Origin of the sequence: Rhodobacter capsulatus SB 1003 (genome assembly GCF_000021865.1) — a bacterium.
GTDB lineage: Bacteria > Pseudomonadota > Alphaproteobacteria > Rhodobacterales > Rhodobacteraceae > Rhodobacter > Rhodobacter capsulatus_B.
This window is the reverse complement of the sequence record NC_014034.1, coordinates 1,596,618-1,619,970: the sequence shown is the minus strand read 5'-3', so window position 1 is coordinate 1,619,970 and position 23,353 is coordinate 1,596,618. Positions and strand designations below refer to the sequence as shown.

The following is a 23,353-nucleotide window of genomic DNA, read 5'->3' as shown; positions in this document are numbered from 1 at the left end:
GTGATTCTCTTAAAGGTTTGAACGGGTCCCGGCCTTGACCCATGCCAAACAGCGGCTTATCCGAAGAAATTCCGCACGATCCCGGGGAGACGACGATGAGCGAGTGGCGCACACGCACGAAACTGGTCCACGAGGGGATCCGGCGCAGCCAGTTCGGCGAAATGGCCGAAGCGCTGTTTCTGACGCAGGGGTTCATCTACCCCTCGGCCGGGGCCGCCGAGGCCCGCTTCATCGAGGCCGGTGAGGATGAATTCATCTATGCCCGCTACGGCAACCCGACGACGCGGATGTTCGAAGACCGGATGGCCGCGATCGAGGGGACCGAGGATGCCTTTGCCTGCGCCTCGGGCATGGCGGCGATCAACGGCGCGCTGAGCTGCGGTCTGAAGACCGGCGATCATGTGGTGGCGGCGCGGCAGATGTTCGGGTCCTGCCTGCATGTGCTCAAGGTGCTGGCGGGTTTCGGGGTCGAGGTGACGCTGATCGACGGTGCCGATCTTGAAAACTGGCGCGGGGCGGTCAAGGCGACCACGAAGATCTGCTTCTTTGAAAGCGTGTCCAATCCGGGGCTTGAGGTGATCGACATCAAGGGCGTCTCCGAGATCGCCCATGCGGTCGGCGCCCTCGTCGTCGTCGACAACGCCTTTGCCAGCCCGATCTTTTCGCGCGCCGTGGACCTTGGCGCCGATGTCATCGTCTATTCGGCGACGAAACACATCGACGGCGGCGGCCGGGTGCTGGGCGGGGTCGTCTGCGGCACGCGCGACTTCATCCGCGGCCCGCTGGAAACCTATGTCAAGCACACCGGCGGCGCGATGAGCCCGTTTCATGCCTGGCTCTTGCTCAATGGCCTGCAGACGCTGGATCTGCGGGTGCGGGCACAGGCGGCCTCGGCCAAGGCCGTCGCCGAAGCGATCGACGGCCATCCGCATGTGAACCGGGTGATCTATCCGGGCCTGCCCAGCCATCCGCAGCACGCGCTGGCGATGGCGCAGATGGGCGCGGGCGGCACGATGCTGGGGATCGATTTCGAAGGCGGCAAGGAGGTGGCCTTCCGCTTCCTGGATGCGCTGGATGTGGTGTCGATCTCGAACAACCTCGGCGATGCGAAATCGATTGCCACGCATCCGGCAACGACGACGCACAAGAACCTGACCGATGAAGACCGGGCATTGATCGGCATCACCCCCGGGCTGGTGCGGATTTCCTTCGGCATCGAGGATACGGCCGATCTGGTGGAGGATATCCGCTCGGCGCTGGAAGTCGCTTTGGGCGAATGCGGCGAGGCGGGCTGAGCCCCGCCCCGGCGCAAGGCTCTGAAATTGCGGGGGTCTCGGAAGCGGGGAAACAGAACGCCTTTCCTCTTTTTTCCGTGCTTGCCCGGCACAAATTGCCGGTCCGACGATTTCCGGGGCTCTTTCGTCGTTTCTTGTGCAACTTCGGTTGGACTTTCCGCGTCTCACTCCCATATCGAAACTTGCGCGACAGGCGAAAGGGAGACGCCATGAATATCCACGGACGCATCGACACGCCCGACACGGCGGAAGCCAAGGCCGCGCTTGAGCTGCTGCGGGCCTTTGTGGCTCAGGCGCACCCGGCCGAGGTGGCGGCGCTTGATCCGGCGATTGCCCGACTTTTCACCCCGGTGCCCGGCCCCTATCCGGAGCTGGCCCGCGTCTATGACGCCGAATTCCGCCCCGATGACGCCTACAAGGCCGCGATGCCCGATCTGCAGAACGGTCCCGCCTCGCTGATCCGCGGCGCGAAAACCCGGATCGAGCATGTCGGCATCTCGAACTTCCGCCTGCCGATCCGCTACAAGCTGCGCGACGGCGGCGATGTGATGCTCGAAACCTCGGTCACCGGCACCGTCAGCCTTGAGGCCGAGAAGAAGGGCATCAACATGTCGCGCATCCTGCGCAGCTTCTATGCCCATTCGGAAAGCGAATTTTCCTTCGAGGTGATGGCGGCGGCGCTGGATGATTATATCGACCATCTGGAAAGCTTCGACGCGCGGCTGATGATGCGCTTCTCGCTGCCCCTGCAGGTGGAGAGCCTGCGCTCGGGTCTGCGCGGCTGGCAATATTACGATATCGCGCTGGAGCTGGTGGAACAGGCGGGGGTGCGCACCAAGATCGTGCATCTCGACTACGTCTATTCCTCGACCTGCCCCTGCTCGCTGGAGCTGTCGGAAGATGCCCGCATCCGCCGCGGCCGTCTGGCAACGCCGCATTCGCAGCGTTCGGTGGCGCGGATTTCGGCGGTGATCGAGCCGGGCAAGACGCTGTGGTTCGAAGACCTGATCGAGATTGCCCGGGCGAATGTGCCGACGGAAACCCAGGTGATGGTGAAGCGCGAGGACGAACAGGCCTTTGCGGAACTGAACGCCGCCAATCCGATCTTTGTCGAAGATGCGGTGCGCTCTTTCGCGGCGGGGCTGATGGCCGAGCCGCGGGTGGGCGATTTCCGCGTCATCGCCAGCCATCAGGAAAGCCTGCACAGCCACGATGCGGTGGCGGTGCTGACCGAAGGCCCCACTTTCGCCAGCGCGAGCCTTGATCCGAAACTGTTCGCATCGCTTGTGCATGCCGGGTGACGCGTTGCGGAGGGCGCCCCCTCCCTTCGCGTGACCCGCGCCCCCCGGGGGATCCCATCGGCATCGGGTTTGCCGCAGGGGATCGCCCGGGGGGTTTCTTTTACAGGAAACACATGCTGCGACGCTTTTCCCATCGCATCACAAAGGCTTCCGCAGCCTGCGCCGTCCCGAAGACGGGCCTCGGGATGATGATCAGCTCTGGTGGCGCTTCCACGAAGACATGGTCCGGCCCCAGACGCACCTGACGGATCGCCTCGGGCGCAAGCAGGCGCGGGGGGCGCCTGCCCATCGTCCAGACCAGACTTTCCCCAAGATCTTCCAGCTGCGCCTCGACCGGCACCGGGATGCGCCGCTTTGCCCGCAACCGCGCCCAAACCGCCAGCACGACAACCGCAAGTCCCAGATGCAAAAGAAAAAACGCCAGCACCTCCAGCAATGCCGCCCCCGATGACGCAGGCCCGCCCAGAGGCAGCACCAGCGGCCAGAACGCCGCAGAGATCAACCAGGTCATCAACAGAAACCGCTGAAACCCGTTCATCCGGTTCGGAAGATGCTCCCACGCAAGCGCATCGGCCCGACGGAGCAGAAAGGAAAACTTCGCGGCGGAGTTCGTCAGCATCATCTCGCCTCCTCCAGAATACCCGGTGCTCTACCTATGGTTGCACGACTTTCGGAACAAAATCAACACGGCCAAAGCGAACAAAAGTCGAACGGACTTGGCTTTGCCGGAACGCAAGCTATAGTGGCGCCCCATGAGCAGTATCCTTGATGATGACGATTTCGGCGGGCTGAGCCTGTCGCAACGCGCCATGATGGCGGCGCGGGGTCCGGTGGGCACGCCCTGGCTCGACGGTCTGAACGACGCGCAGCGGCGGGCGGTGGAGGCGCTGGATGGCCCGGTGCTGATGCTGGCGGGCGCGGGCACCGGCAAGACCAAGGCGCTGACCGCGCGCATCGCGCATCTGATCCATTCCGGCCGCGCCCGCCCGAACGAGGTTCTGGCCGTCACTTTCACCAACAAGGCCGCGCGGGAAATGAAGGACCGCATCGGCCGTCTGATGGGCCAGACGCTCGAAGGCATGCCGTGGCTGGGCACCTTTCACTCGGTCTGCGTCAAGCTTCTGCGCCGTCACGCGGAACTGGTCGGGCTGCGGTCGAACTTCACCATTCTGGACACAGACGACCAGATCCGGTTGCTGAAACAGCTGATCCTGGCCGCGAACATGGATGAAAAGCGCTGGCCCGCGCGGCAATTGGCCGGGCTGATCGACAGCTGGAAGAACCGCGCCTGGACGCCCGAACATGTCCGCGGCGCGGACACCGCGCATTTCGACAACCGCGGCTCCGAGCTTTACGCCGCCTATCAGGACCGGCTGCGCACGCTGAACGCCGTCGATTTCGGCGATCTGCTCTTGCATATGGTGACGATCTTCCAGCGTCACCCCGACGTGCTGCAGCAGTATCAGCGCTGGTTCAGATATATCCTTGTCGACGAATATCAGGACACCAACACCGCGCAATATCTGTGGCTGCGGCTTCTGGCACAGGGGCATCGCAACATCTGCTGCGTCGGCGATGACGACCAGTCGATCTATGGCTGGCGCGGTGCCGAGGTGGGCAATATCCTGCGCTTCGAAAAGGATTTTCCGGGCGCCGTGGTGGTGCGGCTGGAACAGAACTACCGCTCGACCGAACATATTCTGGCCGCCGCGTCCGGTCTGATCGCCGCCAACCGCGACCGGCTGGGCAAGACGCTCTGGACCGCCGACAAGGGCGGCGAAAAGGTTCGGCTGATCGGCCATTGGGACGGCGACGAGGAAGCGCGCTGGATCGGCGAAGAGATCGAGAAATTATATAATGGTTCCCATCCGTTAGCGAAAAACAGAAGGAACACACGGTCAAAGACTCACGAGCAAGAATTCGAACGGCGCGTAAAAAACCAGCTTCCTCCCATGTTGCCAGAGATTCCGCCTGACACTTTGTTGTCAGATCGTCGAATTTTCGGAGACATTCACACGCGAGGATTGCTGCTCAAGCAATATGGATTGGAAGATCGCTCTTCCAATGTGGAAGCTCTCTTTCAATCGTTTATGCTTGGTGAAATCACTATCCTTGTCCGCGCCAGCCATCAGATGCGCGCCTTTGAAGACCGGTTCCTGACCATCGGCCTGCCCTATCGCGTCATCGGCGGCCCGCGGTTCTATGAACGGCAGGAAATCCGCGATGCGATGGCCTATTTCCGCCTGGCCGTGTCGCCCGACGATGATCTGGCCTTCGAGCGGGTGGTGAACCTGCCCAAACGGGGTCTGGGCGACAAGGCGCAGGCGGTGATTCAGACCTGTGCCCGTCAGGCCGAGGCGGGTCTGGTGATGGGCGCGAAAGCGGCGCTGCAACAGGGCGCGATCGGCGGCAAGGCGGCAGGGGCCCTGCGCGCTTTCCTCGACGGAATCGGGCGCTGGCATGCGGCGGTGCTGGAGAATGCCGACCATGTGCGGCTGGCCGAAACCATTCTGGAGGAATCGGGCTATACCGACATGTGGCTGGCCGACAAGACGCCCGAGGCGCCGGGGCGGCTCGAAAACCTGAAGGAACTGGTCAAGGCGCTGGAAAGCTTCGAGAATCTGCAGGGCTTCCTCGAACATGTCGCGCTGATCATGGACAACGACAAGGACCAGTCCGAGGACAAGGTCTCGATCATGACCCTGCATGCGGCGAAGGGGCTGGAATTTCCGGCCGTCTTCCTGCCCGGCTGGGAGGACGGGCTGTTTCCCAGCCAGCGCGCTCTGGACGAGGGCGGGCTGCGCGCGCTCGAGGAAGAGCGGCGGCTGGCTTATGTCGGCATCACCCGGGCCGAGGAGATTTGCACCATCTCCTTCGCGGGCAACCGGCGGGTTTACGGGCAATGGCAGTCGCAGCTGCCCTCGCGCTTCATCGACGAATTGCCCGCCACGCGGGTCGAGGTGCTGACCCCGCCCGGGCTTTACGGCGGCGGCTTCGGCGCGGCGACGCAGACCGGCTTTGGCAGTCTGGAAGCCCGCGCGACCAAGGCCGATGTCTACAATTCCCCGGGCTGGAAACGGATGGAAAGCCGCGCCAGCACGCCGCCGCGGCCCAAGGCGCGCACGGTGACGACGGTGGACAGCCTCGCCTTTGGCGTGGGCGACCGGGTGTTCCACGTCAAATTCGGCTATGGCGAGGTGATCGATCTGGAAGGCGATACCGCCTTGATCGAATTCGACAAGGCCGGGTCGAAACATGTCAAGGCCGGGTTCCTGAAACCCGCCGTCGGGCTGGACGACGTGCCGTTCTGAGCCCCGGTTCGGGCGGATCAGGAAGGGCACTGCCTTTCCCCGCCCGCATCGCAACAGCCGCGGCAAGACCGTTTCCCCAAGCGCAACAAAGGCCTGCGTCCCGCCCCGGCGGCGCGAATGCGCCCGCCGATGGCGGGGCGGGCGCAGGCCGAGGGCCTTTGGGCCCTCGGCGGGCAGGGGGAAATGCTGCGCGGGGCCTCGGCGATGGCCTCGGCCCGATCGGGCGTCAGACCTGCACCACCCGCACCGCCCCGCCCGAGGCGGTCAGCGCGATCTCGCCCTTGGCCAGCCGCAGCGCGTCATTGCCGAAGACATCGAGCCGCCAGCCGTTCAGCGCCGCCACGTCGCGCTTGCCCGCGGCGATCCGGTCCAGATCCGAGGCGGTGGCGATCAGCTTCGCCGCCACCCCGGCCTCTTCGGATTTCGCCTTCAAAAGCACCCGCAACAGATCGGCCAAGGCCGTGTTCACCTGCAGCTGCGCGTCCTCGTCGGGCACACGCGGGAAATCCTCGGGCTTCGTCTCAAGCCCGGCCTTCACCGCCGCGATGATGCCGTCGGCAATGTCGCCCCGCCGCGCCTCGCGCAGCAAAAGCCGCGACTTGCCCAGCTCATCAAGCGACACCGGCTTCGTCGAGGCCAGCTCCAGGAGCGCATCATCCTTGAACACGCGCGAGCGCGGGATGTTCCTGCCCTGGGCAAAGGTCTCGCGGAAGCGCGCCAGTTCGCGCACCACCGCCATGAACCGCCCCGAATTCGTCCGCGTCTTCACCCGTTCCCAGGCGTCCTCGGGACGGGTGATATAGGTCTCGGGGTTCAGAAGGATCGCCTCCTCCTCCTCGACCCATTTTTCGCGGCCCGATTTGCGCAGCTCTTTCGAGAGGAATTCGTAGATCACCCGCAGATGCGTGACATCGGCCAAGGCATAGGCCTTTTGCGCATCGGTCAGCGGACGGCGCGACCAGTCGGTGAAGCGCGAGGTTTTATCCAGCGACTGCTTGGCGATTTTCTTCACCAGCGTTTCATAGCCGACCTGCTCGCCAAAGCCGCAGACCATCGCCGCGACCTGGGTGTCGAACAGGGGCAGCGGAAAGACCCCGGCCTCGGTGAAGAAGATCTCCAGATCCTGCCGGGCGGCGTGAAAGACCTTGACCGTCGCCTGATGGCGGAAAAGATCGTAAAGCGGTTCGAGCGAGAGCCCCTCGACCAGCGGATCGACCAGAACCGCCTCGCCCTCCTTGCCGGGAAGCGCCATCTGCACCAGGCAGAGCTTCGACCAGTAGGTGCGTTCACGCAGGAACTCGGTATCGACCGTCACATAGGGGGCAGCCTTGGCGCGGGTGCAGAACTGCTCTAGTGCGTCGGTGGTGGTAATCGTCTGCATCGTGCCTTTCCCGGGGATCGCGGGGTCATCCCGCCTTGTCCCTTCGGTTTAGGCATTTGTCCGCACAAAGGAAAGCGTGTCGTTGCAGGAATGCACAAAAGGTTGTGAGACGGGCGGCAGGCAACAGGTCTGATCGGGCGGATCAGGAAAGGCATCGCCTTTCCCCGCCCGTCGCGACCAAGCCGGTGACAAGATCGCCTCCCCAAGCGCGCGGGAGGCCTGCGTCCCGCCCCGGCGGCGCGAATGCGCCCGCCATGGGCGGGGCGGGCGCAGGCCGAGGGCCTCTGGGCCCTCGGCGGTCACGGGGCCAATGTGTCGCGTGACCTCGGCGATGGCCTCGGTCAGATCAGCGGATCGCCGTCACAGATCCAGACGGCTGCGGTTGCCGGTCACGAAGCGGCGCAGCACGGCGGGGTAAAGCTTGTGTTCCTGCACCAGAACCCGGGCGGCCAGCGTTTCCGCGGTATCGCCGGGTTCAACCGGCACCCGCGCCTGACCGAGGATCGGGCCGTCATCCAGAACCGGCGTCACCTCGTGCACGGTGCAACCCGCCTCGGCATCGCCCGCCTCGATCGCGCGCTGATGCGTGTGCAGCCCCGGATATTTCGGCAAAAGCGAGGGATGGATGTTCAGCATCCGCCCCTCGAACCGCCTCACGAAATCGGGCGTCAGCACCCGCATGAAGCCCGCCAGACACAGAACATCGGGCTCGGCCGCCAGGACCGGCTTCAGCAGCTCCGCCTCAAACGCCGCGCGATCCTTGCCGAAGGGGCGATGGTCGATCACCGCCGTCGCCACCCCCAGCCGCGCGGCGCGGTCGATCCCCGCCGCCGCGGGATCGTTCGAGGCGACCAGAACCGGCGTCGCATGGCCCAGGCCCTGCATGTCCTCGACCAGACGGATCATGTTCGACCCGCTGCCCGAAATCAGGATCGCGACGCGGGTGGTCACAACAGCTTGCCCGTATAGGCGACGCCCTGCCCCTCGGTCACGGTGCCGATCACGGTGACGCTCTCGCCCGCGGCTTCCAGAAGCGCTTGCAGCGCCGCAGCCCGGTCGGCCGAGACGACGCAGATCATGCCGATGCCGCAGTTGAAGGTCTTGAGCAGTTCCGGCTCGGCCATGTTTGCGGTCTCGGCCAGCCAGCGGAAGACCGGCGGCAGCGGCCAGGAAGAAAGGTCGATCGTCGCGCCCAGACCCTCCGGCAGCACGCGCGGCAGGTTTTCCGTCAGCCCGCCGCCGGTGATATGGGCCAGCGCATGCACGCCCCCCGCGCGGATCGCGGCCAGCGCCTGTTTCACGTAAAGCCGGGTCGGTGCCAGCAGCGCCTGACCAAGCGTGCCGTCACTGAAGGGCGAAGCCGCGTCCCAACCAAGGCCCGAAAGCTCGACCACCTTGCGCACGAAGCTGTAGCCGTTCGAATGCACCCCGTTCGAGCCAAGGCCCAGAAGCACATCCCCCGCGACCACGCCCGCGGGCAGATCGGCGCCGCGCTCCATCGCGCCGACGGCAAAGCCCGCCAGATCGAAATCCTCTTTCGCGTACATGCCCGGCATCTCGGCGGTCTCGCCGCCGATCAGCGCACAGCCCGATTGCGCGCAGCCCTCGGCGATGCCTTCGATGATGGTGGCGGCCTGTGCGACCTCCAGCTTGCCGGTGGCGAAATAATCCAGGAAGAACAAGGGCTCGGCGCCCTGGCAGACCAGATCGTTCACGCACATGGCAACCAGGTCGATGCCGATCGTGTCGACCACACCGGTGTCGATGGCGATGCGCAGTTTCGTGCCGACACCATCGGTCGCGGCCACCAGGATCGGGTCAGTGTAGCCCGCGGCTTTCAGATCAAACAGCGCGCCGAAGCCGCCCAGCCCGGACACGGTGCCGGGGCGGCCCGTGCGTTTCGCCGCCGGTTTGATCCGTTCGACGAGCGCATTGCCCGCGTCGATATCCACGCCTGCATCGGCATAGGTCAGGCCAGTCTTGCGCTCGGTCATCGCTGTCTCCGTCGGATTCGTCGTGCGAAGCCCTAGCGCAAAGGGGGCCGGTTGAAAAGCACCGCGTGGGGGTGCCGCTCAGCCCGCCTGCGCCAAGGCCGCGCGGCGGCGCTCCAGCGCCTCGGGCGTCCAGACCTCGGCGCTTTTGTAATATTCTTCGAACACCTGCGCCCCTTCGGGAAAAACCACCCAGGGCTGTTTCGTCGCGGTGAAGATATGCACATCGGGCGGACAGGCGGCGGGGCTGTCCAGCGTGCCGACGCGGACAAAGGCCAGCGCCCGCCCTGCCCCGGCATAATGGCTGAAGACGGCGACGCGGCAGCTGGGGCAGCGCGCGATTTCCTGCCCCTTGCCCGAAGCCGAAGGGGTCAGCACATAGTCAACCTGCCCCGTCACCTGCAGCCGGTCGGTCTCGATCAGCGTATTGAGCGCAAAGGCGGTGCCGGTCTCGCGCTGGCACCAGCTGCAATGGCAGGCATGGGTGATCATCGGCGCCGCGGTCAGGTGGTAGCGCAGCTGCCCGCAGCTGCAACGGCCCGTCCATTCGGTCATGCGCTTCTCCTCAATGTTGCGCGGTCTCCCACATCTCGTAGCAGCGGGCAAACCGGGTTTCATGCGCCATGCGCAGCGCCGCGGGCAGATCCAGCGCGCGGCGGGGCGAGACATTGACCACGGGCAGCGCCACCGGGCCGCCGAAACGCTCGGCCAGAAAGGCCAGAATGCGGTCCTGCGCCTCGTAACGAAACAGATGCCGCACCGGGCAAGACCCGTCCCTCAGGCTGAGAAAGCGCGATTGCGAGCCATCGGCCTCGGCATTGCCCGGGGTCAGCATCCGGGTGATGAAATCGGCAAAACTCTGCTCGGCGGTCGAACGCGCCGTGCCCTTCAGCGCCGGGCGGCTGCGATAGCGGTAATGCGAGCCGTGCCAGTCCAGCGGATGGCGGATCACCGCCATCATCTCGTAATCGGCCTTCAGAAGCGGCTGCAGACTGCGCGCGTAGCTGGCCACGGTCATATGTTTCATCTGCGGCGGATCGCGCAGGACAATGGCGGCGCGGGCATCCAGCGCCGCCTCGATCGCAGTGGTGCCGGTCTTGGGAACCGCGAAGAACACAAGGTTTTCGCGGGGAAACACCATCATCGCTGCGCTCTCGCCTGTTGCCGGATCGGGGCGAGTATGGCGGCCCGCGCGCCCCCCCGCAAGCGCCGCCTCAGTCGGGCAGCGCCTGCGCCAGCGCGGTGAAATGCTCGCCGCGCTTTTCGAAATTCGGATACTGGTCGAACGAGGCCGCCGCGGGCGCCAGAAGCACGGTATCGCCCGGCTCTGCCTCCTCTGCGGCGCGGGCCACGGCGCGTTCCATCGTCTCGCAGATCTCGTGTTCGAGCGGCGCCAGTTCCAGCGCGAAATCGCGCCCCGAATGGCCGATGAAATAGGTCTTCTTCACCGAGCCCAGAAGCGGCTTGAGCGCGCTGACGCCACCTTCCTTGCCCATGCCGCCGACGATCCAGCGGATGTTCGAAAACGCCTCCAGCGCCTTGGCCGCGCTGTCGACATTGGTGGCCTTGCTGTCGTTCACATAGCGCACGCCGCGCTTTTCCGCGATGGTCTGGCTGCGGTGCGGCAGCCCGCCGAAACTGTGAAAGGCCTCCTCGATCAGCTTCGGCGCCAGGCCGAGGCTGCGGCAGGCGGCATAGGCGGCACAGGCGTTCTGGTGGTTATGCGCCCCGGGCAGCGCCTTGACGCCGCGCAGATCGATCGAGGCGACCTGCCGCCCCTTGCGCCATTCCGCCAGAAAGCCCTTGCGCGCAAAGACCGACCAGCCGAAATCGCCCAGTTTCTTCGCCGAAGAGACGCGGATCACCCGATCGTCCGTGGCCCCCATCGCCATCTGATTGGCCAGATAGACCCCCTCGGGCTCATCGACGCCGATCACCGCGCGGTCGGGTGCGCCTTCGGCAAACAGCCGACGCTTGGCGGCGAAATAGCCCCCCATGCCGGAATGGCGGTCCATGTGGTCGGGCGAAAGATTGGTGAAAACCGCGATGTCGGGGGTCAGCGCGCGGGCCAGATCGGTCTGGTAGCTCGACAGTTCCAGCACCACCACCTCGCCATCCTCGGGCGGATCAAGGTCAAGGACACCGCGGCCGATATTGCCCGCCATCTGGGTGGCGCGCCCCGCATGTTTCAGGATATGGTGGATCAGCGCCGTCGTCGTCGATTTGCCGTTCGAGCCGGTGATGCAGACGGTGCGCGGCGTGACGTCGAAATCATCCCAGCCCGCCGTCGCCCAGGAGCGGAAGAAAAGCCCGATGTCATTGTCGACCGGCACGCCTGCCGCCATCGCCGCGGCGATGACCGGATTGGGGCGGGGATAAAGATGCGGAATGCCGGGTGAGGTGATCAGGGCGGCGATGCCCTCAAAGGCGCCCGCCCGGGTCAGATCGGTGCAGGCGTAGCCCGCGGCCTCGGCCTTGGCGCGGGCCTCGGGGCTGTCGTCCCAAAGCACGGGCTCGGCGCCCCCTGCCCGCAATGCCGCCGCCGTGGCCAGACCCGAGCGCCCGAGCCCCAGCACCGCGACGCGCGCACCCTCATATCCCTGAACCGGTATCATCTGCGACCTCCGTAAGCTGCGGGGGTGAATTGGGCCCGCGCCGCGCGGCCCAAGAGGGGGGCGCGCAGCCCCCCTTTCGGGCGGCGCCGCAAGGCGTCGCACCCCGTCGCGGGATCCGCTGGGAAAAGGTCGGAAGACAGGCGCCGGTCCGGCCCGGTCTCGCCCGCATTCCCCGGGCCGCCGCCATCCTTGAGGGGCCGGGGCGCGCGTTCTGGGGCGCGGCGGCCACAATGCGGGCGTGGCGGCGTCAGCCCCGATCCGGCGCCCGCAAGGCAGGATCGGTTGCCGGGCGGCAAGGCCCGGCGGCCGCATCGGGGGCGCAGGCGCCCCCGCCGATGTCAGCCTCTCAGCGCTTCTTCAGCGCATAGCCCGCGATCGAGACGAAGCAGAGCACCACCGCGCCCGCAAAGGCGACCGGCGCCAGGCCCGGCTGGGTCATCGCGAAGATCAGCGCGACGATGTTGAGCAGGGCGAGGAACACCCAGACCGAGGTGCGGGCGCGTTCGGCGGTCATCGGGCGGGTATCGGCGCCGACGATCACGTCGAGGAACTTGCACAGCGCCAGCGTACCGACGGTCAGCGCAAAGACCGGGCCCCAGCCCAGCGTCAGATTGCTCATGCCGGTCAGATCGGCAAAGAACACGAGGAACGGCAGCAGCAGCGCCGTGACTTTCAGCGGGTCCGTGAAGTTCTTGATCATGCGGGTCTTCCTTCCTTTTCAAGGGTCAGCGGATCTTCAGCGTGGCAAGGCCTATCAGCGCAAGAACAAGCGAGACGATCCAGAAGCGGATCACGATCTGCGGTTCGGCCCAGCCCTTCTTCTCGAAGTGGTGGTGGATGGGTGCCATCAGGAACACCCGTTTGCCGGTGGCCTTGAAGTAAGCCACCTGAATGATGACCGAGAGCGCCTCGACGACGAAAAGCCCGCCGACGACGCCCAGAACAAGCTCGTGTTTGGTGCAGACGGCGATGGCGCCCAGGGCGCCGCCAAGGGCAAGGCTGCCGGTATCGCCCATGAACACCGCCGCGGGGGGGGCGTTGTACCACAGAAAGCCCAGGCCCCCGCCGATCAGCGCGGCCGTGAAGACGAACAGCTCCCCGGTGCCGGGCACGAAATTGACGCCCAGATATTGCGTGAAGTCGGCCCGGCCCACCACATAGGCGATGCCGCCCAGCGTTCCGGCCGCGATCATCACCGGCATGATCGCCAGACCGTCCAGCCCGTCGGTCAGGTTCACCGCATTGGCGGCGCCGACGATCACGAACATGGCGAAGGGCACGAAGAAGATGCCAAGGTTGATCAGCACGTCCTTGAAGACCGGCAGCGCCAGCATGTTGGTCAGTTCCGGCGGATGCATCAGCGCGGCAAAGACCGCCGCCAGCGCCGCCAGCGCGAGGCCCAGCGCCATGCGCGTGCGCCCCGAGACGCCCTTGACGTTCTGTTTCGTCACCTTGGCGTAATCATCGGCAAAGCCGATCGCGGCATAGCCATAGGTGACGCCCAGCACGATCCAGACATAGCCATTGTCAAGCCGCGCCCAAAGCAGCGTCGCGAACAAGAGCGCCGAGAGGATCAGCAAGCCCCCCATCGTCGGCGTGCCCGCCTTGGCGAAATGGGTGGCGGGGCCGTCGTTGCGGATCGGCTGGCCCTTGCCCTGCTTGCGGCGCAGCATGTCGATCAGGGGCCGCCCGAACAGGAAGCCGAAGATCAGCGCGGTGAAGAAGGCCCCACCGGCGCGGAAGGTGATGTAGCGGAAGAGGTTGAAGAAATCGCCCCCGTCCGAAAGGTTCGCAAGCCAGTAAAGCATTATTCTTTTCCCTTGAAGGCCTCTGCCGCGCCGGGCTGACCGAGTTTTCTGAGCGCGTCAACCACGAGCGAAACCTTCGAGCCTTTCGATCCTTTTACCAGCACCACATCCCCTGCATCGACCAGATGCGGCGCGCGGGCGGCCAGATCCCTGGCGGTCTCGACCCATTCGCCCCGCTTCTCCCGCGGCAGCGCTTCGTGAAGCGCCCGCATCCGCGGTCCGGCCAGATGCACGATGTCTATCGATACCATTGCGGGCAGTTCGGCAATCGCGGCATGAAGCCGCGCCTCCCCCGCGCCCAGCTCCAGCATGTCGCCCAGAATGGCCACCCGACGGCCGCGTTTGACCCGCCCCACCCCGTCGCGCGGAACCTGCCCGGCCAGCACCTCGAGCCCCGCTTCCATCGAAGCGGGATTGGCGTTGAAGGCATCGTCGAAGAGATCGAAGCTTTGCGCTTCGTCAATCAGGTCAAGCCAGATCCGCTCGCGCGTGCCGCGCCCGGCGGGGGGCGCCCAAAGCCCGATGTCGAGCGCCGCAACGGCGGGATCGGCGCCCACCGCCCGCGCCAGGGCAAGAACCCCCAAGGCATTGTTCGCAAAGTGTTTTCCTGGCGTCATCACCTTGAAAAGCATGGGCTTTCCGGCCTGTTCGGCCTGCACGATCGTGGCATCCCCCGCGATCTTTGCGCTGACCAGCCGATAGTCCGATCCGGGCGCGGGACCAAAGGTCACCACCTGCCCGGCGCGCGCCTTTGCCGCAGCCAGAAGGATCGGCGTGCTCTCCAGTCCGGTGGGCACGACGGCGGTGCCGCCGGGCTCCAGCCCGTCGAAGATCGCGGCCTTTTCGCGCGCGATGTCGTCGAGGGTTTCGAAGGCCTCCAGATGCGCCGCGGCCACCGTGGTGATCATCGCGGCATGGGGTCGCGCCATCTTGACCAAGGGCGAAATCTCCCCCGGGTGGTTCATTCCCACCTCGATCACCGCGAAATCGGCCTCGGCGGGCATCCGCGCCAGCGTGATCGGCACGCCCCAGTGGTTGTTGAAGGACGCCTCGGCGGCGTGAACGCGGCCCTGCGCCGACAGAACCGCGCGCAGCATCTCCTTGGTCGAGGTCTTGCCGACCGAGCCCGTCACCGCGATCACCTGCGCGCGCGCGCGCGCCCGGCCCGCCCGGCCCAGGTCTTCCAGCGCCCTCAGCACGTCCGGCACCAGCAGCAACGGGTCTTCCTCGGAACAGCCCTCGGGAATGCGGCTCACAAGCGCGCAGGCGGCGCCCTTTTTCAGCGCGTCGGCGACGAAATCATGGCCGTCGCGCACGTCCTTCAGCGCCACGAACATTTCGCCCGGGCGGATCGAGCGGGTGTCGATCGAAAGCCCCGTCGCCATGAACGGCCGCGTCGCGCGGCCCCCGGTGGCGACGGCCGCGTCGATCGAGGTCCACAAAACAGCCATGTCAGATCTTCCCATCCAAGGCGGCCACGGCGATCGAGGCCTGTTCGGCATCGTCAAAGGGGAAGACATCGGTGCCGATGACCTGCCCGCGTTCATGCCCCTTGCCCATGATCAACAGCGCATCGCCCGGGCCCAGCGCATCGACACCGCGCAAGATCGCCTCGGCGCGGTCGCCCACCTCGGTCGCCTCGGGTCCGGCGCCCGCCATGACGGCGGCGCGGATCAAGGCCGGGTCCTCGGTGCGGGGGTTGTCGTCGGTGACGATGACCGCATCGGCATGGGCGGCGGCGGCCGCGCCCATCAGCGGCCGTTTCGTGCGGTCGCGATCCCCCCCGGCGCCGACGATGGCGATGATGCGGCCCAGAACATGCGGGCGCAGCGCCCGGAGCGCGGTTTCGACCGCATCGGGCGTATGGGCGTAATCGACGAAGACGGTGGCGCCATTCGTGCGCGTCGCGGCCAGCTGCATCCGGCCGCGCACGGTTGCAAGTTGCGGCAGGACCTCGAAGACGGCTTTCGGCTCGGCGCCGCAGGCGATCACCAGCCCCGCCGCGGTCAGCACGTTCATCGCCTGAAAGCCGCCGATCAGCGGCAGGCGCACCATCTGCGGACCGCCCTGCCACAGGAAGCGGACATCCTGCCCCGCGGCGTCGAAACGCTGCCCCTGCAGCTGGATCTCGCAGGTGTCGCCCTGCCCGACCCGGATCAGCTTTTGCCCCCGCGCCCGCGCCCGTTCGACCAGAACCGCCCCTTTCGGATCGTCGGTGTTGATCACCGCCGTCCCCTCCTCGGGCAGGACGCGGCTGAAAAGACCGGCCTTGGCGTCGAAATACTCGTCAAAGGTGGCGTGATAATCGAGATGGTCTTGCGTGAAATTGGTGAAGGCGGCGGCTTTCAGCATCACGCCATCCAGACGCCGCTGCGCCAGCCCGTGGGAACTGGCCTCCATCGCCGCATGGGTGACGCCCGCCGCGGCCATTTCGGCCAGCAGGCGGTGCAGGGTGATCGGCTCGGGCGTGGTGTGGCTGGAGGGCGCGGCAAAGGCGCCCTCGACCCCGGTGGTGCCGATGTTCGCGGCATCAAGCCCAAGCGCCTGCCAGATCATCCGGGTGAAGGTCGCAACCGAGGTCTTGCCGTTCGTGCCAGTCACCGCCACCATCGTCGCGGGCTGGGCGCCAAAGAACAGCGCCGCCGCGCAGGACAGCGCCAGCCGCGCATCCTCCACGACAAGCAGCGGCACGGTGCCGCCCGCCAGCGCCTGCCGGGCGGTGTCCTCGCCCGCGCGGTCGGTCAACACCGCGCCCGCGCCGCGTTCCAGCGCCGCCGTCACGAAGGTTGCGCCATGAACCCTGGTGCCGGGCAGCGCCGCGAACAGATGCCCGGGCTTGACGAGGCGGCTGTCCACCGAAAGGCCCGTCACCGCAACGTCGCTTCCCGGGCGGGCCGTCAGCCCCAATGCACTCAAAGGCTTCGCCGTGAGGGCCATATCTTGTGTCCTTGTTCAGTTCCTGCGCCATTTAGAGGCGAAGGCAGGCGGGCGTCAACGCAAGCCTTGAAAACAAGGGCCGGGCAGCCCAGCGGGTCAGTTTGGGGGGTCAGTTCGGATCAGGCCCGGGCGGGCAGCGGCGGGGGCGGAAAGACCCGGTCGAAGCCCCAGGTGAACAGGAAGGTATAGATCAGGAAGCAGATCAGCAGCGCCGCCTCCATCGCGACGGCCTCGGCCGGGCTGACGCCGTAAAAGCCCATGTAAAGCGGCACGGTGAACAGGAAAAGCCCGCCCTCGAAGCCCAGCGCATGCAGCGCGCGCAGGGCAAGGCTGCGGCGCAGCCGGAAGCGCTGTTCGGCCGCCTCGAAGCCGGTGTTGAAGACCAGGTTCCAGATCAGCGCGATGCCGGTGACAAGGACGGAGACAAGAAGCGAGTCCGCCGCCGGACCGGCGCTGAGCCGGGTCAGCAGCAGCGTCGAGAGCGCGATCGCCCCCGCTTCGAAGGTGAGGACATAGATCAGCCGCCGCAGCGGTGCAGAAAAGGTGAACATGGCAGGTTGACGCCCGTGGCGTCCCGATTTGCAATCGGACCGTCCCGACAATTGCGCGAAGCCTGTGGCGCCACGGTTTCCGCGCCCGGCCCGCCCAGTATCCCGCCGCGGGCGGCGGGGTCAAGAGGCAAGCGGCCTCAGGGGCGGGCGCGGCAGACCAGCGTGCCCGGCTCTCCCGGGGCCAGAAAGGGGCTGCCGGGCGTGGCCTTGTCCGGCCGCTCGGGCAGATCGCGGGCGCGGCCAAGCCGGGCGCGGGGAAGGGCAAAGACCAGTTCCTGCGCCAAAACCGCACCGTCGGGCCCGAAGCTGACGCGCAGAAGAGAGAGCGGCAGGCCCAGAAAGCTGCCCTCCAGCTGCACCTCGATCCGCAGGATCGGGCCGCGCCTTTCGGCGCGGATCTGTTCGGGGGCGAGCCAGCCGCCCGGCGGCCAGGGCAGCGGCAGCCCGTCAGAGGGCACCGGCCCCTCGGGCGCGGCTTGCGCCTGCGGGAAACGCGCGCGCAGGCTGTCCAGAAAGGCGCGCAGCGGCGGCGCGGGGCTGCAGCGCTCCATCCCGGCCAGGGTGTCATCCAGCGCGGGCAGGCGCGGGTCCGGGCCGGGGTCGATGCGCAGGATCTTGCCCGCCTCGGTGGTGATCACCAGCCAGCCCTCGACATCCTCGGCGATGAAGGTGACGGGGCTGCCCAGAAGATCGGAGCCGCAGCCCGGCCCGGTGCCGCGCAGAAGATCGGCCCCGCCGCGACCGGGGATCTGCAGCGAGATCAGCTCGCCGCGGCAGCCGGGGTCCGGCGGGATCGGCGCGCGCTGAATGGCGCAGGTGCCGCGATAGTAGACGCCGCCCGCGCGCGTCAGCTCGCAGGCGCCCGCATAGGGAAGATCGGCGGCGATCCCGGGTCCCGCCGCGGCCCAAAACAGGCCAAGCGCGCAGAGAAAGGCGACAAGAAAGCGGGGAAGAACGGTCATCGGGGGCCTTTGCGAAAGCCGCGGTCCGGCGCAGCATGACGCCAAGCGCTGAAGGAAAGGCTAATCCGCCCCGGCCCGGACGCTTTTTCCGCGCAAGCCGCCGCGGGGCCCGGGGGTCAGTAGAAACCGACCTCGCGGACCTCGATCTCGGCCTCATGCGCGCGGCCATAGGCGACGACGCCGACCGAGCGCAGGCTCTTCACCGCGGGCGTGCCCGGCATCAGCCGCCCCGAGGCGCGAAAGGCGGTGAAGGGCAGCCGGATCTCGGCCCAGTCGGGGGTGACCTCGAAGGGCGCCTGATAATATTGCCAGGGCATCAGCGTCGCGCCATTGCGCAGATGCGCGAAATAGCGCTGGCCATTGCCGCGCACGATCAGCCGCAGCCCGGTCGTGCCCGCGGGCGGCGGCGCGGCCAGATCAAGCCGCATCTGGATGAACCCGCCGTTGTTTTCGGTGCTGACCCGGCCGGTCATCCGCGCATGCGGGGCGCCGTCCCCCGTGACCATCTCCAGCCGCCCGGTCGAGACGCCGCCCATCACGGCATCGGTGAAAAAGCGCCAGCGGGTTTCGGGATGCATGGTGAAATCCTCGATCACGATATCGGCGGCCTCGGCGGGCCGGGCCACACCCAGCCCGAGCCCGAGCAGGAGCAGGAGGACAAGGGATAACGGCCTGCGCATCGACTCCCCCCAGGGTTGCGAGGCTCTCAGGGGACCATGAAACCCGGCCTTTGGCCAGCGGTTTTCACGGCCCCCCGGATCAGAACCGCGCCAGCCGATAGGGCGCGGGATCGACGATCGGCGCGTGATCCGTGGCCAGATCGGCCGCCAGATGCCCCGCCGCCGGGCCGGTGCCGAAACCATGGCCGGAAAAGCCGGTGGCGAGGATCAGACCGGGCAGCGCGGCGACGGTGTCGATCACCGGATCGCTGTCGGGGGTGACGTCGATCATCCCCGCCCAGGCGGCCGCGATGCGGGCCTGATCAAAGACGGGCCAGGCCTTGCGCAGCGCCGCCATCGCCTCGGCGTTCAGGGCGGGGTTGACGTCCGGGTCCATGATCCGGCAGCGCTCGAAGGGCGTGATCTGATCGTCTTTCCAATGCCTTGCCGACAGAAGTTCATGCAGGAAGGTACGCCCCAATCCGACCTGCGTCGCGCCTTTTTGTGCGCGCAGAACCGGCAGGTAGCGCAGCCCCAGCCGCAGATGATCGGGCGTCAGCGGCGCATCAAGCCGGCCGCGCTGGGTGATGGTGAAGCCGCCGTCCTGACGCTTGCGGAAGGAGAAATCCGGCCCGCCCACGGCGGTCTGGCAGGGGCCCTCCATCGGCGCCGTGCGCAGGACCGAGCAGATCAAGGGCAGTGTCGGCAGGAAGATGCCAAGATTGCCCAGAAACCGCCGCGACCAGAGCCCGGCGGCCAGGATCACCTTTTCGCAGCCGATCTCGCCGCGCTCCGTGATGACGCCAGAGACCTTGCCCGCCGCCGTCGACAGGCTGCGCACGGCACAGTTTTCGACGATCTGGCCGCCCTTCGCCAGCACCGCCCGGGCCAGCGCGGCACAGGCGAGCGAGGGCTCCGCCCGCCCGTCCGAAGGCGTGTGCACGCCCCCCAGCCAGTCGCCCTGCCCGCCCGGCACCAGCCGGTCGATGTCCTTGGGCGCAAGCAGGCGCGCGCCCAGATCAAGGGCCGAAACCGCCTTCAGCCAGTCCTCGTAAATCCCCATCTGCTTTTGCGAGCGGGTGACGAACAGGATCCCGGCCGCGCGATAGCCGCAATCGGCGCCGATCCGGCCGGGCATCTCGGCCCAAAGCCGGTCGGCGGCCTGCGCCAGCGGCACATCGGCGGGCGCGCGCGAGGTCTTGCGCACCCAGCCGAGATTGCGCCCCGATTGCTCGGCGCCGATGCGGCCCTTTTCAAGGACCGTCACCGGGATGCCGCGCTCGATCAGCGTCAGCGCGGCGGACAAGCCCACGATGCCCGCGCCGATCACGACGACGGTGGTTTGCGCCGGAATGTCGGCGGTGGAGGGCGGAAGATTGGCAAGCGGTTCCATGGCTTACACCCCCAGCCGGATCACTTCGGCGCCCTGCGCCGCGCCGCGGAAAGCGGTCACTTCGATCTCCACCTTGTAGACCGTCGAGCCCAAGGGCGGGCAGGTCACGGTCAGCGCCGGATCGACGCCGCGAAAGACCTCGGCGAAGATCGCCATCACCGCGGGTGTGTCGGCGGGCTCCTGAATGAAGACGCGGGCGGCGATCACGTCGCCCAGACCCGAGCCGACCGCCGCCAAAGCGCGGGCGATATTGGCGAAGACCTGATGGGTCTGCGCGGCCACGTCCTCGGGGATCAGCTTGGTGTCGGGATTGCGCCCGGCGGTGTTCGAGACCTGGATCCAGTCGCCCACGGCGACCAGACGGGAATAGCTGCTTTGGTCCTCCAGCACCGCGCCGGATTTCAGCTTCACGATCTTTGTCATGGATTTTCCTGAAGGTTTGGGGGGCTGATCCCGGGCAGGATGGCGCCCCCCTGTTGGTCAGCGCAGGACGGGTTCGTCCCAAAGGTTCAGCTTCACGCCGATGCCGCGTTCCAGCGCGTTGCGGTAAAGCACCGTGCCCCAGGCGACATCCTCGACCGGCATGCCGCCCACCGACATGATGATGATTTCCTGATCGTTCTTGCGGCCCGGCGCCTCGCCCGCGACGATGGCGCCAAGGTCTTCCAGATCGTCATGGGAGAGTTTCCCCTCGGCGATCATGTCCATGAACTTGACGCCGATCACCGGGATGGTGGCATGCGCGGGCTTTGGCACCTCTTCATACCAGGCCTCGTAAAGCCCGGTATTATCAAGCACTTTTCGCACGTCGGGGGCCTGCATCCCCTCGTCGATGTTGCACACCGCGGGCATCGCCATGAAGGCGCCGGGCTTGACCCAGTCGCGTTTGACGATCGGATAAGTCGAGGGGTCGCCGGTCTCGCCCGAGTTGCAATAGGAGAACAAATCCGAGCCGCGCACGACCTCTTCGATGCTGTCAACGACCGTCACGCTGGTGATCTGCGGATAGGTTTCCGCCACCCAGGCCAGGAAGTTCTGCAGGCTCTTCTCGCCGCGGCCCTTGACCTTCAGCGTGTCGATTTTCGGGCAGGCGACCATGAAGGCGGCCAAAGTCGTCTTCGCCATCACCCCCGGCCCCAGGATACCGACGATCTTCGAGTCGGGCCGGGCAAGATGACGCGCCCCCACGCCGGGCACCGCCCCGGTGCGATAGGCGGACAGGAGGTTGGCCGACATATGCGCGAGCGGCGCCCCGGTCTCGGTGTCATTGAGCGTGAACATCAGGATCGAGCGCGGCAGGCCCCTTTGCCGGTTCGCAATGTTCGAGCCGTACCACTTCATCCCGGTGGTGCAGAAGCGGCCGCCCAAGTAAGCGGGCATCGCCATGAAGCGGCGGTCCGCGGTGGGTTTCGGCATCGTCGGGAACGGGCTTTCGGCCGGAAAGACCACCATCGCGCCGTGGCTGTCGTTGTTCGGCCCGGCCATGCGGTAATCGCCCGCGTGCAGAAGGCCGAACATCTCCTCCATGCAATCGACGCAAGCGGCCATGTCGGTGACGCCCGCCTTGATCATGTCGGGTTCGGAAAGGTACAGAAAGTCGATACGCGTTTCGGCGTTCATGGGATTTCTCACTGGTTTGGGAAGGGATGCCCCGCCGGGTGGCAGGGCGGGAAAGGCTCAGTCGAAGGCGCGGCCAAGGCGGGCGTAAAGCTCGGGCTGGCTGCGCTTGATCCGCAGCGCAAGAAGCGAACCCGAGGCCGCGACGCAGACCACGATCACCGGGAAGGCCTGCACGATCGGGCTTTCGGACCCGGTCAGCATCGAGAGGTTCGACCAGACAAGGCCGAAAGCGGTCATCAGGCCCAGCGTGGCAAGGATCGGCGCGACAAGGGTGACAAGGGGCGAGCGGCCAAAGCTGTCACGGCGGAAAAAGGCGATGACGGCGACCGAGACCATGATCTGCACCGCGACGATGGAGAGCACCGCAAGCGCCGACATCCAGGAGAAGACGACGCCGTAGGGGTCGGCGCCGATCAGCGCGAAAAGACCGAGGATCGTCGCCACCAGCGCCGCCTGCACCAGCCCCGCCACATGCGGCGAGCCGTGATCGTCATGCACTTTCGTCACATGCGAGGACAGCAGCCCCTCGTGCCCCAGCGCGTAGAAATAGCGGTTGAGCGTGTTGTGGAAGGACAGAAGGCAGGCAAAGAGGCTGGTGATGAGGAGGACATTGGCCAGTTTCACCACCCAGCCGCCCAGAAGCGCCTCCATCGGGGCGAAATAGAACCCTTCGAGCGAGGCGGAGGCGGCGGCCTGCGCCTTGTCGGGGCCGTAATATTGCACGATCGCCCAGGTCGAAAAGGCATAGAAGGCGGTGATCAGGATCACGGCGATATAGGTCGCGCGGGGGATGGTGCGGTCGGGGTTCGAGGCTTCCTCGCCGAAGATCGCGGTGGCTTCGAAGCCGACATAGGAGCCGAGAACGAAAACCATGGTAACGCCAAGGCCGGGGCCGAAAACCTCGGACAGGCGGAAGCCCGAGACCGAGATCCCGGCCGCGCCGCCGCCATGGGCGAGGATCGCGAGATCAAGGACAAGCAGGATCACCAGCTCGGCAATCATGCACAGGCCCAGGATCACCCCCGAAACCGCGATGTGACGCCGCCCGAGAGCGACGACGATGGCGAGCCCCGCAAAGGCCCAGACCCACCAGGGCAGATCAAGGCCGAGCGAGGCGGCAAAACCCGAGACGAAGACGGCGAAAAGCGCAAAGACCGAGATCTGGATGGCGAAATAAGCCAGAAGCGCCGTCAGCGCGCCGCCGATCCCCGCCGGGCTGCCAAGGCCGCGGGTGATATAGGCGTAAAACGCCCCGGCGCCGCTGATGTGGCGGGTCATCGCGGTGAAGCCGACCGAAAAGAGCAGGTAAAGAATGCCCGCCAGGATGAAGGCGCCCGGCACCCCCGCGCCATTGCCGAAAGCAAAGGCGGGCGGCGTCGCGCCCACGACCGCAGTCATCGGCGCGGCGGCCGCGACGACAAAGAAGATGATATGCGCAAGCCCGATCGAATTGGCCTGCAGGCGGTTTGCGCCCGGTTGGTTTTCCATTTTACCGATCCCTGTTTCGGTTTCTTTGGAACCGGTCTGCA

21 protein-coding genes are annotated in these 23,353 nt (G+C 66.6%); 3 read left to right on the top strand and 18 right to left on the bottom strand.

Translation table 11 applies throughout. The annotated features are described in order from the left end of the window. Window positions 1-95: 95 nt before the first annotated feature. On the top strand, window positions 96-1,295 hold the full coding sequence (metZ, locus tag RCAP_RS07400; RefSeq protein WP_013067218.1) for an O-succinylhomoserine sulfhydrylase: 1,200 nt from the start codon (window positions 96-98) through the stop codon (window positions 1,293-1,295). A 209-nt stretch (window positions 1,296-1,504) separates the two neighbouring features. After that, complete coding sequence (gene folE2, locus RCAP_RS07395; protein WP_013067217.1) at window positions 1,505-2,596, top strand: GTP cyclohydrolase FolE2; 1,092 nt, start codon at window positions 1,505-1,507, stop codon at window positions 2,594-2,596. A 100-nt stretch (window positions 2,597-2,696) separates the two neighbouring features. Here the strand turns inward: folE2 and RCAP_RS07390 are convergent, their stop codons facing one another. After that, window positions 2,697-3,218 (bottom strand): hypothetical protein, encoded by a 522-nt coding sequence (locus RCAP_RS07390; RefSeq protein WP_013067216.1) that lies wholly within the window; start codon window positions 3,216-3,218, stop codon window positions 2,697-2,699. 130 nt (window positions 3,219-3,348) lie between these two features. Here RCAP_RS07390 and RCAP_RS07385 point away from each other — a divergent pair, with 130 nt between their 5' ends. Then, window positions 3,349-5,907, top strand: a complete 2,559-nt coding sequence (locus tag RCAP_RS07385; protein WP_013067215.1) for an ATP-dependent helicase — start codon at window positions 3,349-3,351, stop codon at window positions 5,905-5,907. A 226-nt stretch (window positions 5,908-6,133) separates the two neighbouring features. Here the strand turns inward: RCAP_RS07385 and rnd are convergent, their stop codons facing one another. The 17 genes from rnd to RCAP_RS07300 form a co-directional block, all read right to left on the bottom strand. Beyond that, window positions 6,134-7,288: a ribonuclease D gene (gene rnd / locus RCAP_RS07380; RefSeq protein WP_013067214.1), complete on the bottom strand. Its 1,155-nt coding sequence runs from the start codon at window positions 7,286-7,288 to the stop codon at window positions 6,134-6,136. A gap of 360 nt (window positions 7,289-7,648) precedes the next feature. Then, a complete protein-coding gene (gene purN, locus RCAP_RS07375; RefSeq protein WP_013067213.1) occupies window positions 7,649-8,239 on the bottom strand; it encodes a phosphoribosylglycinamide formyltransferase in 591 nt (196 codons plus the stop codon). Further along, the gene (purM, locus tag RCAP_RS07370) at window positions 8,236-9,282 is read right to left on the bottom strand and encodes a phosphoribosylformylglycinamidine cyclo-ligase (protein ID WP_013067212.1); all 1,047 of its coding nucleotides are present in this window, start codon (window positions 9,280-9,282) and stop codon (window positions 8,236-8,238) included. Before purM ends, purN begins: the two co-directional genes overlap by 4 nt. 78 nt (window positions 9,283-9,360) lie before the next feature. Next, window positions 9,361-9,834: a GFA family protein gene (locus RCAP_RS07365; RefSeq protein ID WP_013067211.1), complete on the bottom strand. Its 474-nt coding sequence runs from the start codon at window positions 9,832-9,834 to the stop codon at window positions 9,361-9,363. 10 nt (window positions 9,835-9,844) lie between these two features. Beyond that, entirely contained in the window at window positions 9,845-10,423 is a 579-nt protein-coding gene (locus tag RCAP_RS07360; RefSeq protein ID WP_013067210.1) for a hypothetical protein, read from the bottom strand. A 70-nt stretch (window positions 10,424-10,493) separates the two neighbouring features. Next, the gene (gene murD / locus RCAP_RS07355; protein ID WP_013067209.1) at window positions 10,494-11,894 is read right to left on the bottom strand and encodes a UDP-N-acetylmuramoyl-L-alanine--D-glutamate ligase; all 1,401 of its coding nucleotides are present in this window, start codon (window positions 11,892-11,894) and stop codon (window positions 10,494-10,496) included. A gap of 346 nt (window positions 11,895-12,240) precedes the next feature. After that, window positions 12,241-12,594 (bottom strand): hypothetical protein, encoded by a 354-nt coding sequence (locus RCAP_RS07350; RefSeq protein ID WP_013067208.1) that lies wholly within the window; start codon window positions 12,592-12,594, stop codon window positions 12,241-12,243. 25 nt (window positions 12,595-12,619) lie between these two features. Next, window positions 12,620-13,702 carry a phospho-N-acetylmuramoyl-pentapeptide-transferase gene (gene mraY, locus RCAP_RS07345; protein WP_013067207.1) on the bottom strand — a complete coding sequence of 361 codons (1,083 nt, stop codon included), beginning with the start codon at window positions 13,700-13,702 and terminating at the stop codon, window positions 12,620-12,622. Continuing rightward, on the bottom strand, window positions 13,702-15,153 hold the full coding sequence (locus RCAP_RS07340) for a UDP-N-acetylmuramoyl-tripeptide--D-alanyl-D-alanine ligase (protein WP_013067206.1): 1,452 nt from the start codon (window positions 15,151-15,153) through the stop codon (window positions 13,702-13,704). The genes mraY and RCAP_RS07340 overlap by 1 nt, the downstream gene beginning before the upstream one ends. Window position 15,154: 1 nt before the next feature. Further along, a complete protein-coding gene (locus RCAP_RS07335; RefSeq protein WP_013067205.1) occupies window positions 15,155-16,639 on the bottom strand; it encodes a UDP-N-acetylmuramoyl-L-alanyl-D-glutamate--2,6-diaminopimelate ligase in 1,485 nt (494 codons plus the stop codon). A gap of 119 nt (window positions 16,640-16,758) precedes the next feature. Next, window positions 16,759-17,190 carry a PACE efflux transporter gene (locus RCAP_RS07330; RefSeq protein WP_013067204.1) on the bottom strand — a complete coding sequence of 144 codons (432 nt, stop codon included), beginning with the start codon at window positions 17,188-17,190 and terminating at the stop codon, window positions 16,759-16,761. 137 nt (window positions 17,191-17,327) lie between these two features. After that, complete coding sequence (locus tag RCAP_RS07325; RefSeq protein ID WP_013067203.1) at window positions 17,328-18,152, bottom strand: hypothetical protein; 825 nt, start codon at window positions 18,150-18,152, stop codon at window positions 17,328-17,330. Between the two features lie 116 nt (window positions 18,153-18,268). Further along, a complete protein-coding gene (locus RCAP_RS07320; RefSeq protein WP_013067202.1) occupies window positions 18,269-18,832 on the bottom strand; it encodes a CIA30 family protein in 564 nt (187 codons plus the stop codon). A 79-nt stretch (window positions 18,833-18,911) separates the two neighbouring features. Further along, window positions 18,912-20,204, bottom strand: a complete 1,293-nt coding sequence (locus RCAP_RS07315) for an NAD(P)/FAD-dependent oxidoreductase (RefSeq protein WP_013067201.1) — start codon at window positions 20,202-20,204, stop codon at window positions 18,912-18,914. A gap of 3 nt (window positions 20,205-20,207) precedes the next feature. Then, the gene (locus RCAP_RS07310) at window positions 20,208-20,627 is read right to left on the bottom strand and encodes a Rid family hydrolase (protein ID WP_013067200.1); all 420 of its coding nucleotides are present in this window, start codon (window positions 20,625-20,627) and stop codon (window positions 20,208-20,210) included. Between the two features lie 57 nt (window positions 20,628-20,684). Next, complete coding sequence (locus RCAP_RS07305; protein ID WP_013067199.1) at window positions 20,685-21,824, bottom strand: tyramine oxidase subunit B; 1,140 nt, start codon at window positions 21,822-21,824, stop codon at window positions 20,685-20,687. A gap of 57 nt (window positions 21,825-21,881) precedes the next feature. Further along, a complete protein-coding gene (locus RCAP_RS07300; protein ID WP_013067198.1) occupies window positions 21,882-23,312 on the bottom strand; it encodes an APC family permease in 1,431 nt (476 codons plus the stop codon). Window positions 23,313-23,353: the final 41 nt, after the last annotated feature.

Coding starts and splice junctions, on each gene's coding strand:
- RCAP_RS07310 (WP_013067200.1), bottom strand. CDS start 20,627: ATGACAAAGATCGTGAAGCTGAAATCCGGCGCGGTGCTGGAGGACCAA.
- RCAP_RS07300 (WP_013067198.1), bottom strand. CDS start 23,312: ATGGAAAACCAACCGGGCGCAAACCGCCTGCAGGCCAATTCGATCGGG.
- RCAP_RS07350 (WP_013067208.1), bottom strand. CDS start 12,594: ATGATCAAGAACTTCACGGACCCGCTGAAAGTCACGGCGCTGCTGCTG.
- RCAP_RS07320 (WP_013067202.1), bottom strand. CDS start 18,832: ATGCGCAGGCCGTTATCCCTTGTCCTCCTGCTCCTGCTCGGGCTCGGG.
- RCAP_RS07385 (WP_013067215.1), top strand. CDS start 3,349: ATGAGCAGTATCCTTGATGATGACGATTTCGGCGGGCTGAGCCTGTCG.
- RCAP_RS07335 (WP_013067205.1), bottom strand. CDS start 16,639: ATGGCCCTCACGGCGAAGCCTTTGAGTGCATTGGGGCTGACGGCCCGC.
- RCAP_RS07340 (WP_013067206.1), bottom strand. CDS start 15,153: ATGGCTGTTTTGTGGACCTCGATCGACGCGGCCGTCGCCACCGGGGGC.
- metZ (WP_013067218.1), top strand. CDS start 96: ATGAGCGAGTGGCGCACACGCACGAAACTGGTCCACGAGGGGATCCGG.
- mraY (WP_013067207.1), bottom strand. CDS start 13,702: ATGCTTTACTGGCTTGCGAACCTTTCGGACGGGGGCGATTTCTTCAAC.
- purM (WP_013067212.1), bottom strand. CDS start 9,282: ATGACCGAGCGCAAGACTGGCCTGACCTATGCCGATGCAGGCGTGGAT.
- RCAP_RS07390 (WP_013067216.1), bottom strand. CDS start 3,218: ATGATGCTGACGAACTCCGCCGCGAAGTTTTCCTTTCTGCTCCGTCGG.
- RCAP_RS07360 (WP_013067210.1), bottom strand. CDS start 10,423: ATGATGGTGTTTCCCCGCGAAAACCTTGTGTTCTTCGCGGTTCCCAAG.
- RCAP_RS07315 (WP_013067201.1), bottom strand. CDS start 20,204: ATGGAACCGCTTGCCAATCTTCCGCCCTCCACCGCCGACATTCCGGCG.
- rnd (WP_013067214.1), bottom strand. CDS start 7,288: ATGCAGACGATTACCACCACCGACGCACTAGAGCAGTTCTGCACCCGC.
- RCAP_RS07325 (WP_013067203.1), bottom strand. CDS start 18,152: ATGACCGTTCTTCCCCGCTTTCTTGTCGCCTTTCTCTGCGCGCTTGGC.
- murD (WP_013067209.1), bottom strand. CDS start 11,894: ATGATACCGGTTCAGGGATATGAGGGTGCGCGCGTCGCGGTGCTGGGG.
- RCAP_RS07305 (WP_013067199.1), bottom strand. CDS start 21,824: ATGAACGCCGAAACGCGTATCGACTTTCTGTACCTTTCCGAACCCGAC.
- RCAP_RS07330 (WP_013067204.1), bottom strand. CDS start 17,190: ATGTTCACCTTTTCTGCACCGCTGCGGCGGCTGATCTATGTCCTCACC.
- folE2 (WP_013067217.1), top strand. CDS start 1,505: ATGAATATCCACGGACGCATCGACACGCCCGACACGGCGGAAGCCAAG.
- RCAP_RS07365 (WP_013067211.1), bottom strand. CDS start 9,834: ATGACCGAATGGACGGGCCGTTGCAGCTGCGGGCAGCTGCGCTACCAC.